Here is a 14,859-nt window from a genome sequence, read left to right as displayed (position 1 = left end):
CCCTGAGAAAAATCAACCACCCGGCCCGGCATGGTTAAAGCTGAAACTTTTCGGCATCATTGCCCATCACTACGCCCCGTCTTCCAACAAGGCTTTCTACGATGCAATGTTCTCGGCTTTCACAAGCCGCTCTAAATCAGATGATTGAAGGCGCCAGAGTACTGGAAGCCGATAGCTTTGGGCCGAAAGTCTACCTGTTGCAGAATGGGAATATTCTGAAACTGTTCCGACGCAAGCGTATTTTTTCTTCTGCGATGTTTCGCCCCTATTCCAAGCGCTTCATCAATAACGCCGTGGAATTGCAAAAGCTCGGCGTACCCACCTTGCACGTCTTGCAGTACTACCGACTGCAAGCGCCGGGTATGACGGCGGTGCTTTACCAGCCTCTGCCAGGAGAGACCCTGCGCCAGATCGCCAACAAGGAAGGATTTACCTGGCCGCAGGCCCTTCCGGAACTGGTGGGCCTGATACAAAGTCTCCATAAACTGGGGATCTATTTCCGCTCACTGCACCTGGGCAATATCGTGGTCACGCCCGATAACCGCATGGGCCTCATAGATGTGTCGGACATGCGCTTTCTGCGTGCACCGTTGCCCCGCCATCTGGTCAAACGCAACCTGCGACACTTCGCACGCTATATTGCACGGGAAAATCTGAACGACAGCTTTCCAATGGAAGCACTCGAACAGGCATTGCTGGCTTCATGAGAGCAAAGTCCGGGAAGCCTGGCTGAACTCCTGCCAGGCTTGGTCCGGGGCAAGTGCGCGATATTGATCTGCGGCGATCGCTTCAGCGCAACCGCTGAACGCCCGAACAATGGCGTCGCGCCAGGCAGCCACATCCTCGACGGGTGCATACCAGCCGGCATCGCCCAGTTGCTCACGAAACACATCCAGCTCACTGGCGATTACCGGTACACCTGCCATTACTGCTTCCTGCATGATCAATCCCAGACCTTCGCTAAGCGACGGCATTGCCACCCAGTCGAATGCTCGATAGAGTTGCGCCACATCGTTCACATGGCCTGGCAACAAGATCTTACCGCGCAGGCCTGACGCATCGATTCGAGCTTCCAGTTCCGCACGAGCGGCACCTTCGCCCACAATCACCAAGTGCAGATCCGGCCGTTCATGCAATGCCGCCGCGAACGCATCGATCAGACAGCCAAAACCTTTTCCGCCAACCAGCCGCCCCACGGCACCCAACACCGATGTGTTATCCACAGGCAAGCCCAGACGGGCACGCGCCTGCTCGCGCGTGAGCAGTACAGAACGGAAAGCCACAGGATCAAAAGCGCTGCGCAGCGTCGTGACCGGCCTTTGCAAATCCTGGCTCAACGACGTCGCGAGGGTCTGCGACACCGCAACCACCGTCAGCCGGGAAGCAGGGAACCGCTGGAAAAGTGCTCGATCCGTGGCGTTAAGACGCGTCGAACCATGGAAGATCAGCACCGCGCGCAGGTGCGGCAATGCCTCGATACTGGGTAGCAGCGCGCGCGCCACTCCCAAGCCATCAAGCAACAGCACGCGCACGTCGCTGGTCTTGAGTGCACTCTGCAACTTGTAGCGCATCCAGGGCCTGGTCAGTCGCCAGAAATGGCGCCCTTTCAGTCGGGCAGAGGTCAGCCCCCACTCCCGCACCTTGCCGACTTCGACTCCACATTCAGAGGCATGTCCCTGAAGCAGCCAGGTTTCAATCGGTACAGAAGCCGGGGCCTGGGACAAGATCTGTTGGTGCACCTTGTGTGTCGAAGCGAATGGAGCTCCGCTGGCCCACATCACGTTAAGAATGCTCATGGAGTGAAAAGCCATGACAGGGAACTCTGCAGACAAACGGAGCGGTGCTCAGCGGATGAACCGGTCACTCCTTCACTACTGCAACAGGCAACAGGGACGCACGCTCGATGTACCGATACGATGTCGTTTTCTATGGAAAATTGCACCTGATCCCCAACAAGAAGTAGAGGTCGCCAGCCATATCAATAGCCGGGCAACGCATAATTAAATGCCTAATGTCAGGCGGACTTTTTCCAGCAGACTCAACGGCGCGCGAGCGCGCAATGCCGGGCCGAGCGCCTCGACGATCCGCTGACCGATACGCGCAAAACTGAACTGACTGACCGCCAGTTCTCGACCATTTCGAGCGATACGTAGAGCCAGTTCAGGGTCGTCGCGCAATAGCGCCAGCTTATGCTGAAGTTGCGCGATGTTCTGATAAAACACAACGTTATGCATATCCAGCAGACCCAGTGCCTGGCTTTCCGCCTCGCCCTGATCATAAGCCAGCAATACACAACCACAGGCCATGGCCTCGAAATTCTTGATCATGAATTCGCCCATACCGACATCGGCACTGACGAAAAAACGGATGCGGTTGAGGGTATCGCGATACTCCTCACCGGATTTCGTACGGGTGACAATCAGGGGTTCGACGCCCGCCAACTCATCAAGCAAGGCCTTGCGTCCGCTGTAGGCGACACTGTTGGTGCTGCCGACGAAGGCCAGTTCGATATCGCGCTCACGTCCCTGATCCTCCAGCTGCGTCTGGTCGTAGCCCTTGGGCACAAACACCGCATCGAACCCTTCGCCGCGCAACCTTTCGGTGACGACGAAACCAGAGCTGATGACTCGCGCCCATGGCAGCCTGCGGTAATGTGCGCTGAACTTTCCCGTGTACTTGCAAGGAATGTAGTTCTGGTAGGCGTCGTGCTCAAGAATCACAAGATTGGGGATCGTGCGAATAAACCCGACCTGGCGAATCTCCTGCTTGAAGCGCAGGAAAAAAACGATCCGGTCATACTGCGTTACATCGACCTCGCGTCGAAAATAGCTCCGCAGGTTGCGCTGCTCATCGCTGCTCAGCCACCGCAGGTCGCACTCGCAATGGTCAGCCACGCCGTCGTACAAACGGTCCAGGATAGCCCGTTGATCTTTCTGCACCAGAAATAGAACTTTCATCGTCTTCCTTGCCGCAACAGGCAAACTGAACAACACCTGACATCCCCCTGCTCGTAACTCGGAGAGCTCAGGCCCATAACCTTACAAATGCCAGAACAGCTCATGGCGACGTACAGCCTTGCGAAAAAATTCGTTCTCACCGTAGGGCGAGCCGCAACGCCCGGCCAGCAACCGCTGCAACATCCGGCGCAACCGGCGCTTGAAAGGGGCGCGGGGCTGCAAGTCATGCATCATTCCCAGTGCCATGGCCTTATCGCGCTGTTGCGCCTGAGTGAGCAGAAGACAATAGGGATGCAGCAACGAGGCAGGATCAAACACTGGTGGAAGGGACATTCCGGCACCGGTATCACCCATGGGCCAGCGATCGTTGTCATGCAGATGGTTGGCGTAACCCAGCAGAGTCGGCTGCCAGTCGAGCCCCTTCAAGACGTCGAAAACCGCAGCGTAAGCGCAGATATGATCCGGGTGCGGATCGAGGGCTGGATGCGGCAGCACGATCACTTCCGGTTGAGCCCGCAGCAGCAACTCTCGCAGGTCGGCCAGCAGATTGTTCCAGGTCGGTGCGCCATCCACATCCCCAGGCAAGGCGAACGGGTTCAACTGGCGGAACAACCGGGTGTCGCTCAATTCCGCTTCACGCGAACCCACCGGCTGAGCCGGCGAGGCCTGCATGGCCGCCAGTTGCAGGCAGAAATAACCTAATTGCACGCACTGAGTTTCGGGCACCCCGGCCCAGCGCGGCACTGCAACACTGTCCCAGGCACGCAAACGTCCTTTGAGCCGCGAGGCTTCGACTTTTTCCAGGCCCATCTGCTGATAATGCTCGGCTTCGATCTCCCCTGCGGTCAGGGTCACGATCCAGCTTTCGCTGGCGCGGCTGTACAGACCGAAGGCGGCCAGTTCCGCGTCGTCGGCGTGGGGCGCGATGACCATCACCCGTTGACGACTGTAATCCGGGTGTTCAAACGCCCACAGCACCGGTTCGCCCAGCAGGCGGCAGAAGCGACCGCGCAGGCGCAGCTCGCCTTTGGACAGCACCTGCGCCTGACCACTGAGGTTGAGGTAACGCAAGCCGTTCACGCCGCGTTCGAAGGTCTGTCGGTCGGGGTTGTCACCGCCAGCCAACTCGACCACCGGATCAAGGAAACGCCCCAGCCAGGTACTTTTGACCCGCAATGCCAACACCAGCGTCGCGTCTTCGACCAGCATGACGCCATCGTCCAGCCGCAGGCGTTCGCCGTTCAAGTGCACCTTCGGTTGAGGCGTGTACGGCGGGAAGCTGTATTGGTAATCGTCTTTGGGCGAATAGAACAAATGGTCGGCGAACCAGGCCTCATGGGCAATCCAGCCCAGGACCGCGAGCACCAGTGGCAGCCACCAAGCCACCAGCAGGCCCAGAACAACCAACACCACCAGCGCGACCAGCAAGCCGATGCGCTTGTTGCGCCGGTGGCGCTTGAGCAGTTGTTGTTTGCGGCTCATGGGTTGGCTCATACGGTGAAGACCGGCACGGGGTTGCACCAGCGATCCTTGTATTCCCGGTCGGCGCGGCCAAAGGAAAAGCGCAAGGGCTTGTCCAGCGCCCTGGCGTGTTCCCAGGCACTTTGGGTGTTGAGGAAGCTCAACACGCTGCCAGGGCTGAACGCCCGGGTTTCAGGGTCGACGCCGCCATTGATGTACTCGACGCTGATCCACTGGGGCGCCACGACGCGGTACACCAGTTGGATGGCAATCGGCGCATCGTTGAGGAAAATCACCGAGCCGATCAGCAACTCACGCAACAGCTCGATGACCTCAGCCATGCGCTCGGCACCGGTCGCTGGAAAGCCCCAGCGGCGCTGGAACAGGTCGCAGTACATGGCGGCCAGTTCGCCGCTGGAAAACGCCGAAACCGGTCGAACCACACCACCCGCCTCTTCCAGCAAGCGGAGTTCACGGCGCTGGTTATAGCGAAACTTTTTCGACAACTCTTCAGGCGTGCGGGCCATCGCCAGCTGTTCGGCCTGCAGCTTGATGCCCGTGAAACGGCTTTCGTTCAGGGCCGACAGGTAGCGCCCGCGATGACGCAAAGGTGTTTGGGCATCGGCGGCGGCCGGCAGGATGATTTCGGCATTGCCAAGGTCGAACAGGCCTTTTTTGCCGTTGCGCTTGAGCACATCCTTGGACAGGGCGAGATCGCGTCCCCAGGTCGGGATCGCGGCCTTGACTTCGCCGTCATGTTCCCAGGCCAGGTAACGCACCGGAATTTCGGCCAACTGTGCCAGTCGCTCAACCACCATCGGATGGGTCGCGACACTGCCGCCGTAACGCTGCCAGGCCTCGGCGTATATAGAGGCATCGGCTACCGACCAGCCACGTTCGCGCCAGCCTTGAAATCTGTTGAGCATCAGCCCCTCGGTGCCAGTTCGATAACGTGTGGCAAATGCCAGAAAGCATCCTGCACCGCGCGGTCGGAGAAGCGCTCACGCAGGCGGTCCAGCATCAGCTCGGCGCACTGATGACGCTGCTGATCATCCATTGCCGCCAAGTGTTGCAGCCCTTGCGCCAGATGTTCGGCATCGCCCAACGGGAACAAAATACCTACGCCCTCGACCACTTCCCTGGCCCCGCCACATGCCGTGGCGAGCAAGGGTACACCAGCAGCCATCGCTTCGAGCAGCACCATGCCGAAGGGTTCATGGTCGGAACTCAAGGCAAAGACGTCGAAGGCACGAAAATAACGTCGGGCCTCGGGTACCTGACCGAGGAACAGCACGCGATCGCCGATCCCCAATTCGCGCGCCTGCGCCTTGAGGTCCTCTTCCAGTCGACCGCTGCCAAGAATCACCAGTTGACTGTTGGCGGGCAAGCCCGACAGCGCCGCGGCGAAGCCATCAAGCAACGTGGCCTGATCCTTGTCCGGGTGCAACCGCCCGACATTGCCGACAATCCAGGTATCCGTCGACAGCCCCAGAATCTCCCGCGCCTCGCGCGCCGACACCTGGCTGGCCTGCAAGGCTGGCACATCGATGCGATTATAAAGTGTCTGGATTCGCGCCGCCGGCCACTTCGGCAGGCAACGTCGCATGTCATCGCGCACGGCGTCGGAAACCCCGATCAGACTCAGGCGTTTGCGGAAGATATGAGCGAACAGCTTGCGAGTGCCGCGTTTGTAATCGTCAAACGCGTGGTGCACGCCAATCACCGGCAACGAAGTGCCCAGCAAGGCGATGTAGATGGGTTTGAAGCGGTGGGCGATGCAGAAACTGAAATTGCGCGAAGCGGCGATCTTGCGCAGATCGCCGATGGCACCCAGCTTCAGGCCACGAATGGCCTTGGAGCTGTATTCCATGAACAACACTTCGTCGGAGGCGCATCCCGCGGCGACTTCGGCGTCGGCGACCCCGGTGAGAAACACCGTGGTCACCCGATAACCGGTCCCCGCGAACAGGCTGGCGTACTGCCGGGCGCAGTCCAGAAACGGCCCGTCATAGCCGTGGCAGAACTGCAACACATGGCGTTCAGCCGAGCGTGTCATATGCGTTCGCGCCCTCTTTGACCACCAGGATGTCTTCCATGATCAGATACTGTAGATCGGAACCGAAGAACATGTTCAAGGCGTCCGTCGGCGAACAGATCATCGGCTCACCACGACGGTTTAGCGAGGTGTTCAGCGACACACCGTTGCCGGTCAGTACTTCCAGCGCCTTCATCATGTCGTAGTAGCGCGGGTTGTATTCGCGCTTGAGCACCTGGGCGCGGGAGGTGCCGTCTTCGTGGACGACTTCCGGCACGCGGGTTTTCCACTCTTCAGCCACTTCGAAGGTGAAAGTCATGAACGGCGCCGGGTGATCGATCTTGATCATCTGTGGCGCGACGGTGTCGAGCATCGACGGGCAGAAAGGCCTCCAGCGCTCGCGGAACTTGATCTGGTGGTTGATGCGATCCGCCACGCCCGGCACGCTCGGGCAACCGATGATCGAACGACCACCCAGTGCACGCGGACCGAACTCCATACGGCCCTGGAACCAGGCCACCGGGTTGCCATCGACCATGATTTTGGCGATCTGCTCCGGCATGTTGTCGAGCTTGCGCCAGGTCGGCTTGTTCTCGTGACGGGCGCACGCGGCGATCACGTCTTCATTGCTGTAAGACGGGCCGAGGTAGACGTGTTCCATCTTCTCGACCGGCACGCCACGGGCGTGGGACACATAGGCCGCGGCGCCAACGGCGGTGCCGGCGTCGCCGGATGCAGGCTGGACGAACAGCTCTTTAATGTCGTCCCGGGCGATGATTTTCTGGTTCAGCTTGACGTTCAACGCACAGCCACCGGCGAAGGCCAGCTTGCCGGTTTCCTTGAGCACGTCGCCCAGGTAGTGGTCGATCATCTGCAGCGCCAGTTTCTCGAACAGCGCCTGCATGCTCGCGGCATAGTGGATGTACGGTTCATCAGCGATGTCGCCTTCGCGCTTCGGACCCAGCCACTCGATCAGCTTCGGCGAGAAGTAGAACCCCTTGCCCTTCTCTTTATAGCGGCGCAGGCCGATGACGTTGGCGTAATCGGTGTTGATCACCAGTTCGCCGTTCTCGAACGAGGCCAGGCGCGAGAAATCGTATTTGCTGGCGTCGCCGTAAGGCGCCATGCCCATAACCTTGAACTCGCCGTCGAGCATTTCGAAACCGAGGAACTCAGTGATCGCACCATACAGACCGCCGAGGGAGTCAGGATCGAAGAATTCCTTGATCTTGTGGATCTTGCCGTTTTCGCCGTAACCGAAGAAGGTCGTGGCGTACTCGCCCTTGCCGTCGATGCCCAGAATCGCGGTTTTCTCTTTGAAACCGGAGCAGTGGTAGGCGCTGGAGGCGTGAGCCAAGTGGTGCTCGACCGGCTCGATCTTGATTTTCTTCGGATCGAAACCCAGTTGCTCGAGGCACCAGACAATCTTGTTGCGATAGCGCTTGTAGCGGCGGTTGCCCATCAGGATCGCGTCGAGGGCGCGGTCCGGGGCGTACCAGTAACGTTTGGCGTAGTGCCAGCGGGCCTTGCCGAACAGGCTGATCGGTGCGAATGGAATCGCCACCACGTCAACGTCGGAAGGTTTGATGCCGGCCTGTTCCAGGCAGAACTTCGCCGATTCATAAGGCATGCGGTTCTTTGCATGTTTATCGCGCACGAAGCGCTCTTCTTCAGCCGCCGCGACCAGCTTGCCGTCGATGTACAGGGCTGCGGAAGGATCATGGCTAAGGGCGCCGGACAGGCCAAGAATCGTCAATGCCACAGGGGTCTAGCCTCTTTAGTCTGCGTGCAGGCGCGATGCGCCTCAAAAAATTTATGTGCCCTCGCAAGGGGCGAGAGACAGCTAAAGGGCGGGATTATAGCGTAAAAGCAGCGGCAAGCCTCTAGCGGCAAGCGGCAAGCTCTTTCGACCCCTATTCAACCTCGCGGCGGTCGCCAGTAGATCTGGATATTGCCGTCCATACCCTGCCGGTAAATCGTGTAGGGCAAGGCAACGGTATCCAGTGCGCAAGACAGGGTCAGGTCCAGCAGAACGAGCGGTACGAGGATTCCGGTGGGATCGGGTGGTGCGTTCAAGATGCAAAAATCATAAGCCAGGCCGCTATAGACTCGCGGGATGGACTGGCAATAGGTTTTTTGCTTTCGCAGCCCTTGAGCGGCGTCGGCGTCATCCTGAAGTACCGTCGAGACGGTCCCGCACCCCGCCAGGGCCAGCGAAATCACGCCTGATGCAGCTGCCATTTTTATCATCAAAATCTGCCCTCCATGATCGTCAGGGCAAACTAGCATCGCGTACTTTCAGGCCACAGCTCATGGCTTCCCAAGATCGTGTAGGACGACTCTTAAAAGAATGTCCCTAATCTTCGCTGGCAGTTCGGGCCTCATCGCGAGCGGGCTCGCTCGCACAGGGGTACTCGAGCGAACACAATATTTGCGTACGATCAAGATTCAATGTGGGAGCGAGCCTGCGCGCGATAGCGGTTCAAGCCGCGCTGGAGATGTCTTTGGGCAAACGCTGATCGATGACTTGGTAAAGCGCACTGCTCGGCGGCCAATTACGCATGAAACGCGCGCGATCCCGCGCATACGCCGGCGCAAAACTGGCGAGCGAGGCGTGCTGGCACATCGAGTCGAGATCGATCAACGCCCAGCGATCCTGCTGCCAGAACAGGTTGTGGCCCTTGAAGTCACCATGGCTGATGCGCTCACGGATCAATTCGGTAAACAGGTGATCCAGCGCCGCCAGCTCGGACTCCGGTGCATCACCGCTTTCCACGTAAGGCGCAAAGCGCTCGATGATGTCCGGCCCCGGCAGATGCTCGGTGATGAGATAGGCACGACCGCGCAGCCAGAGAAAACGTTTCTCCAGAAGCGCCAGCGGCTTGGGCGTGGCGATGCCAAGGAACGCCAGGCGATTGCCTTCGCGCCAGGAATGCCAGGCCCGGCTCGGGCGCCAGAAGCGCTTGAGCCAGTGTGCGACCCCCTTGATGTTGTAGCGCTTGATCACCAGCGTGCGGCCATCGACCTCGACCTTGCCGACGCTCGCTGCGCCGCCGGTCTTGTACAGATGCCCCTGGTCAAGCAAGTCATCGGCCCGTTCCAGCACCGGCAGCATGGCCGCTTCTTCCTCGCGGCGAATCGCGCGCAAGCCGAACGCACCGCGCTGCACGCTGAACAGCGTGCACTCACGGCCGACCTTGTTCAGAAAATCCCTGAGTCGCCAGCTGCGGACCTTGTCGATCTGCTTCTGCAGCGCTTCCATGGGCAAGGCATGCTCGCCATTGCTCAGCAGGTAGTACACCAGCAACTCTTCGGTAAACGGCTGCAGGGATTGCGGCAACTGGGCGAAAAACACCCCGAGATTTTCCAGGACTTTCTGCCGCGACAACGGCTGGCCTGGCGTTTCGCTGCAGATTCCGGCGCCGTCGATCAAATACAGCCGACGGCCCTGACGCAACAGGTTGTCCAGGTGCAGGTCTTCCTGCCACAAGCCTTTGCGGTGCATTTGGCCAATGGCACCCAGGGCCTCGGCCAACACCGCTGATTGCTCGTCGGCCAGCACGGGCAAGTGTTCAACCCGTTGCCACGCATCGCCGAGGCTTTCAGCGCCGTCCAGAAACTCGAACAACAGCCAGCCACCCTCGCCATCCTTGAGGCCATCGGCCAACAGCAGGGGGGTGGTCAGGCCTTGAGCAGCGAGCAAGCGCACGCCGTCCAGCTCCCGTTGAAAATGCCGCGCAGCCTTGCTGCCCACCAGCAATTTTGCCAGCACCGGCTGGCCACGCCAGACACCCGCACCGACGTAGCGCTGCCCCGGCAACACCCGTAGCAGGCTGAGTAATTGCAGATCGGCCGGCCCGGCAGCATCGGCCAGGGAAAGGCTTAATGGCAACGCCGGACGGCGACCCGCGTTTTTCAGTTCGGACAAACGCATCAGCCTTTCCCCTTATGGCTACGCCGTGCAATCAAGCGTGTCAGCCAACTGTCGATCAGCGAACTGTTCTGCGCCTGATCCAGATACGCGGCCAACAGCACCCGCAACTGCGCTTCGCTCCACTCGGGTGCGCGACGCAGCAACGGCTCCAGATCCTTGACCCGGTCACGTTGACCGAATAACAGCGGCCGGGTCTTTTCCAGGTCGATCAACTGCGCCTGATAACCGTCGCCGGTGGCGCGCAGGAAGATGTGCTTGGGATAAAAGCACCCGTGCACCTGCCGCATGCCATGCAGGCGCCGCGCCAGATGACCGCAGGCTTGCAGAATGGCCACGTGCTGCGCCTCGCCGAGATCAGACCAACGCCGCAGCAGCGAATCCAGATCATCCCAACCATCCAGCGCCCGGGTCAGCAGCACGGCGCGGACTTCGCCATCAACCTTGCGCTCGCCGAAGAACGCGGCTTTCAGCGCCGGAATCCCGAGCTGTTCATAACGGCTGATGTTGCGAAACTCACGGGCAAAACTCGGCTCGCCGAACGGCGCGTGCAAGGTGCGCATCTGGTAGTTGCTCTGGCGCTTGAGATAGAAACCATGACCTTCCAGATCCAGTCGAAACACACTGCTCCAGCCACCGCGGACGGTGTTGGGTTCGTCCACGGCATCGAGCTGCCGGGACCACAGCGCATCGAACGTGCCGAGGCCATGGCGCTCAAGCAGCGCACGGTCTTCAGCGGCCAGAAAATCAGTCATTCGCGCCCCTCGAAAAATCTCACCACATGCCGAATCCGTTTTTTATCGGCGGCATTGAGCCGCGCCCGTTGCCGGTATTGCAGGTAAAAACGCAGGCGCTGGGTCGCCGACAGCTGGTATTTGGCGACCTTGTCCAGGCACGCCAGATCCTTGGTGATGCGGTACTTGAGCCAGAAACCGCTCCAGAAATCACCGTTGGGACAGTCGATCAGAAACAGCCGGGGCTGATCGTCGACCAGCAGGTTGCGCCATTTCAAATCGTTGTGGGTAAAACGGTGCTCGTGCATGGTCCGGGTGTAGCTGGCCAACTGGCGACTGACGCTATCGACCCACGCGCGATCCGCGAGCTTGGGGTCGTGTCGCTCGGCCAGGGCCGACAAATCTTCGGTATGCGGCAGTTCACGGGTGATCATCGCCCCGCGATCATAAGCCATGCCGCGACGCTCCAACCCCCAGGCCACCACTTCGGCGGTGGGAATACCCCACTTGGCGAAGCGCTTGAGGTTCTGCCACTCCATTTTCACCCGAGGCTTGCCCAGGTAACGGCGCAAGCCCTTGCCTGCGCCCACATAGCGTTTGACGTAATAGTTGACGCCCTTGCGCTGGACGCGGATGACTTCGGACAGCGGGTCGCGGGTCAAGCGCTCGCCTTGAAGCGCAAACACCGCTTCTAGGCTGCCAAAGTCTTCCGCCAGATCGCTGTACTCCGCTTCAAGTGTCCAACCCGCCATCAGAGCGCATCCCCGTATCGCTGTTTGCGGTCGTAGAGTTTGTTGGCCTTGCCTTCGAGCCAGCTCAGCAGCCCGGCTTCCTCGCTGAGGATCTGCCGCAGCGGTTGCTGGAAATAACCCTTGAGGAACCGCAGTTTGTCGCGTCGGGTCAAGCCGATATCCAGGGCGGAAAAGTACAGCGCCGCCAGATCCTTGTTGCGCCAGCGCGCAGTGATCTGAGCTCGGGTCTGGGCGCGATGCAGGTCGATCACCGACAGTTTGAAGTCATCGGCCGTCACCGGCTTGTCGATGTGCAGCAGGAAATGGCAGATGTAACAGTCGCGGTGGTTGACCCCGGCGCGGTGCATCATGCCGGTCATGCGCGCCACTTCAGCGATCAACGCACGCTTGAGCTTCGGCTCGGGCGGCTGCTTGATCCAGTTGATGCTGAAATCTTCGAGACTGACCGTCGGCGCCAGCTCTTCGGTGACGATGAAGGAGTGCTGATCCGCCGGGTTGCTGCCCTTCTCGCCGTAAGCAACGGCCGTCATGGTCGGCACGCCGACTTCCTGCAAGCGCTGGATCGCTTTCCACTCTTGCCCCGCACCGAGGACCGGCAATTTGGCGGTGAGCAGGTTCTTGAAGATCTCGCCCCAACCAATGCCACGGTGGATCTTCACGAAAAACCCGTTGCCGTTCACTTCGGTACGCAGGGTCCGGCGTGCTTCAAGCTCGCGGTACACCTCACCCTGCAAGCCCTCGACCTCGGCGAACGGATCGCGACCGGCCCAGAGGCTTTTGAACGGTTCAGCCAGCATCAACTTCATTTAGCGTGCTCCGCCAGAATCACATCCGCCGCGTGCTGCGGCATGCTGTAGAGGTCGGCCGTCCCGGCGAAGGCCAGACCGTTGCGGCTCCAGGCCGCCCGTGCTTGAGCGTCGTTCAGCATTCCGGTCAGGTACTGCGTCAGTTGCGCCTGCTCGAAGGGTTCGTCCAGCACCAGGCCGGCATCGGCCTCGGCAATGTAATGGGCGTAACCGCACACCGCACTGACCAGCACCGGCAACCCGGCGACCAGCGCTTCAAGCAGCACGGTACCGGTGTTTTCGTTGTATGCCGGGTGGATCAACAGATCGGCACCCAGCAGGAAACGCGGGATATCGCTGCGACCCTTGAGGAACGTCACGTTATCGCCAAGCCCCAGCGTCGCGCTCTGCATCTGGAATAATTTGGGGTCGTCCTGGCCAATTACAAACAGCCGGGTGCGTTTCTTCAGATCAGCGGGCAATGCCGCCAGCGCCTTGAGGCTACGATCCACGCCTTTGGTCTTGAACCCGGAGCCGATCTGCACCAGCAGCAGCTCATCGTCCTTGAGGTTGAATTCGGCTCGGAACCCGGCACGAATGTCGTCGGCATCGGCCGGGCGGCGGCGATCCTGGGCGATGCCCGGCGGCAGCAGATGGAAGCGTTCCAGCGGCGTGTCGTAATGCTTGATGAACAGCGGCTGCTGGACTTCGGAGATCATCAACACTTCAGTCTTCGCGTCTTTGGCGAACACCGCGCGCTCGTATTCGGCGAAGTGACGGTAGCGGCCCCAGCGGCGGTACAGCGAGTTGCGCAGGTTCTGCGCCTTGTCCTCGAAGCAGCCGTCGGCAGCGTAATAGACGTCCAACCCAGGCATCTTGTTGAAGCCGATCAGACGATCCACCGGGCGCCTGGCCAGGTCCGCTTCCATCCACTCGCTGAGCTTTTCATTGCGACGATGGTTGAAGAACGCCTTGACCGGCGCCACCAGCACTTCAAAACCCGGTGGCACGTCGCCTTCCCAGATCAACGTGTAGACGCGGATCTGGTGACCGCGCTTCTGGCACTCCAGGGCAATGCGCATGAAATCGCGCTGCAAGCCACCGAAGGGAAAGTACTTGTACAGGACAAATGCCAATTGCATCAGCGCAGCTCCTCAGCCAGTAACAACGTGCTCAGTCGGCTGGCGACACGCTCGGGATTCAGGCGCGTGAAGCACAACGGCCACTCGCGTTTCAGGTCGAACTGACGGGCGTCTTCGGCCGTCGGTTGGTAGGTGCATTTCTTCTGCAGGCACGGTGCGCAAGGGAAATCGCTGGCCAGGTGAATCTGCGATTTGCCGTAGGCGCCGGTCAGGCCCGGGTTGGTTGGGCCGAACAGTGACAGCGTCGGCACATCCAGCGCGGCGGCCAAATGACCGAGACCGGTGTCCACTGCCACACACGCCTGAGCACCCGCCAGTACCTTGCCGACACCGGCCAGGTTCAGTTTCGGCAGTACTTCGGCGTGCTTGAAACCGGCAGCGATGCGCTCGGCGCGAGCCTTCTCCACCGCATTACCCCAGGGCAGTTTCACCCCGACGCCGAGATAACCGACCCGTTCGGTCAGCTCGCGCCAATAGGCTTCAGGCCAGTGTTTGGTGTCCCAGGTGGTGCCATGCAGGAACAGCACATAAGGATTCTTGCGCGGCAATTCCACCAGGCGCTCGATGTTCAAGCCATAGTCGCCCAGGCCTTTGGGCAGGTCGTAACCCAGGGCAATGGCGAACAACTGACGCACTCGCTCCACCGCGTGCTGACCACGGGCAACCGCCAGGCGTCGATTGTAGAAACGTGCTGCGATCGGCTCGCGCGCCGACGCTTTATCGAGACCCGCGACCGGGGCTTTGACGTAGCGAGTCAGCCACGCGCTTTTCAGCAGGCCTTGGGCATCGATGACCAGGTCGTATTTCGTGGCGCGAAGGCTTTGTTTGAAGCGCTTCCACTCGCCGCTCTTGAGGGTTTGCCAGAGGTTTTTGCGCCAGCGACGGATCGCCACCGGAATCACCTTGCCCACCGCCGGATGCCAGGTCGGAATTTCGGCGAAGCCTTCTTCCACCACCCAGTCGAACTTGATGCCGGGGATCGCCCGCGCCGCGTCGGTCAGCGCCGGCAACGCATGAATCACGTCGCCCAGCGATGAAGTCTTGATCAACAGTACCCGCAAG

14 protein-coding genes are annotated in these 14,859 nt (G+C 60.2%); 1 reads left to right on the top strand and 13 read right to left on the bottom strand.

The window, feature by feature from the left end; translation table 11 throughout:
• The first annotated feature begins 140 nt into the window (after positions 1–140).
• Entirely contained in the window at positions 141–707 is a 567-nt protein-coding gene (locus BVK86_RS15790; protein ID WP_231977956.1) for a BUD32 family EKC/KEOPS complex subunit, read from the top strand.
• Here the strand turns inward: BVK86_RS15790 and BVK86_RS15785 are convergent.
• From BVK86_RS15785 to waaC, 13 genes are all read right to left on the bottom strand, one after another.
• Positions 702–1,796: a glycosyltransferase gene (locus BVK86_RS15785; protein WP_075947303.1), complete on the bottom strand. Its 1,095-nt coding sequence runs from the start codon at positions 1,794–1,796 to the stop codon at positions 702–704. The two genes, BVK86_RS15790 and BVK86_RS15785, sit on opposite strands and share 6 nt — an antisense overlap.
• Positions 1,797–2,000: 204 nt before the next feature.
• Complete coding sequence (locus BVK86_RS15780) at positions 2,001–2,957, bottom strand: glycosyltransferase family protein (RefSeq protein WP_075947302.1); 957 nt, start codon at positions 2,955–2,957, stop codon at positions 2,001–2,003.
• An 81-nt stretch (positions 2,958–3,038) separates the two neighbouring features.
• On the bottom strand, positions 3,039–4,439 hold the full coding sequence (locus BVK86_RS15775; RefSeq protein WP_075947301.1) for a PIG-L deacetylase family protein: 1,401 nt from the start codon (positions 4,437–4,439) through the stop codon (positions 3,039–3,041).
• Positions 4,440–4,447: 8 nt separating this feature from the next.
• Positions 4,448–5,344, bottom strand: a complete 897-nt coding sequence (locus tag BVK86_RS15770; protein WP_075947300.1) for an antimicrobial resistance protein Mig-14 — start codon at positions 5,342–5,344, stop codon at positions 4,448–4,450.
• Positions 5,344–6,474, bottom strand: coding sequence for a glycosyltransferase (locus tag BVK86_RS15765; RefSeq protein ID WP_075947299.1), 1,131 nt, complete (start codon positions 6,472–6,474; stop codon positions 5,344–5,346). Before BVK86_RS15765 ends, BVK86_RS15770 begins: the two co-directional genes overlap by 1 nt.
• Complete coding sequence (locus tag BVK86_RS15760) at positions 6,458–8,215, bottom strand: carbamoyltransferase family protein (RefSeq protein WP_075947298.1); 1,758 nt, start codon at positions 8,213–8,215, stop codon at positions 6,458–6,460. The genes BVK86_RS15765 and BVK86_RS15760 overlap by 17 nt, the downstream gene beginning before the upstream one ends.
• 155 nt (positions 8,216–8,370) lie before the next feature.
• Positions 8,371–8,706: a YceK/YidQ family lipoprotein gene (locus tag BVK86_RS15755; RefSeq protein ID WP_075947337.1), complete on the bottom strand. Its 336-nt coding sequence runs from the start codon at positions 8,704–8,706 to the stop codon at positions 8,371–8,373.
• 229 nt (positions 8,707–8,935) lie between these two features.
• On the bottom strand, positions 8,936–10,387 hold the full coding sequence (locus tag BVK86_RS15750; RefSeq protein ID WP_075947297.1) for a lipopolysaccharide kinase InaA family protein: 1,452 nt from the start codon (positions 10,385–10,387) through the stop codon (positions 8,936–8,938).
• Positions 10,387–11,139: a lipopolysaccharide kinase InaA family protein gene (locus tag BVK86_RS15745; RefSeq protein ID WP_075947296.1), complete on the bottom strand. Its 753-nt coding sequence runs from the start codon at positions 11,137–11,139 to the stop codon at positions 10,387–10,389. Before BVK86_RS15745 ends, BVK86_RS15750 begins: the two co-directional genes overlap by 1 nt.
• A complete protein-coding gene (locus tag BVK86_RS15740; protein ID WP_075947295.1) occupies positions 11,136–11,870 on the bottom strand; it encodes a lipopolysaccharide kinase InaA family protein in 735 nt (244 codons plus the stop codon). Before BVK86_RS15740 ends, BVK86_RS15745 begins: the two co-directional genes overlap by 4 nt.
• The gene (rfaP, locus tag BVK86_RS15735; protein WP_075947294.1) at positions 11,870–12,676 is read right to left on the bottom strand and encodes a lipopolysaccharide core heptose(I) kinase RfaP; all 807 of its coding nucleotides are present in this window, start codon (positions 12,674–12,676) and stop codon (positions 11,870–11,872) included. Before rfaP ends, BVK86_RS15740 begins: the two co-directional genes overlap by 1 nt.
• Complete coding sequence (locus tag BVK86_RS15730) at positions 12,673–13,797, bottom strand: glycosyltransferase family 4 protein (RefSeq protein WP_075947293.1); 1,125 nt, start codon at positions 13,795–13,797, stop codon at positions 12,673–12,675. The genes rfaP and BVK86_RS15730 overlap by 4 nt, the downstream gene beginning before the upstream one ends.
• Positions 13,797–14,858 (bottom strand): lipopolysaccharide heptosyltransferase I, encoded by a 1,062-nt coding sequence (gene waaC, locus BVK86_RS15725; protein ID WP_075947292.1) that lies wholly within the window; start codon positions 14,856–14,858, stop codon positions 13,797–13,799. The genes BVK86_RS15730 and waaC overlap by 1 nt, the downstream gene beginning before the upstream one ends.
• Between the last annotated feature and the right edge of the window lies 1 nt (position 14,859).

This window comes from Pseudomonas reinekei (assembly GCF_001945365.1).
Taxonomy (GTDB): Bacteria; Pseudomonadota; Gammaproteobacteria; order Pseudomonadales; family Pseudomonadaceae; genus Aquipseudomonas; species Aquipseudomonas reinekei.
Note: the sequence above shows the minus strand (reverse complement) of the source record. Positions and strands in the feature narration are given on the sequence as shown.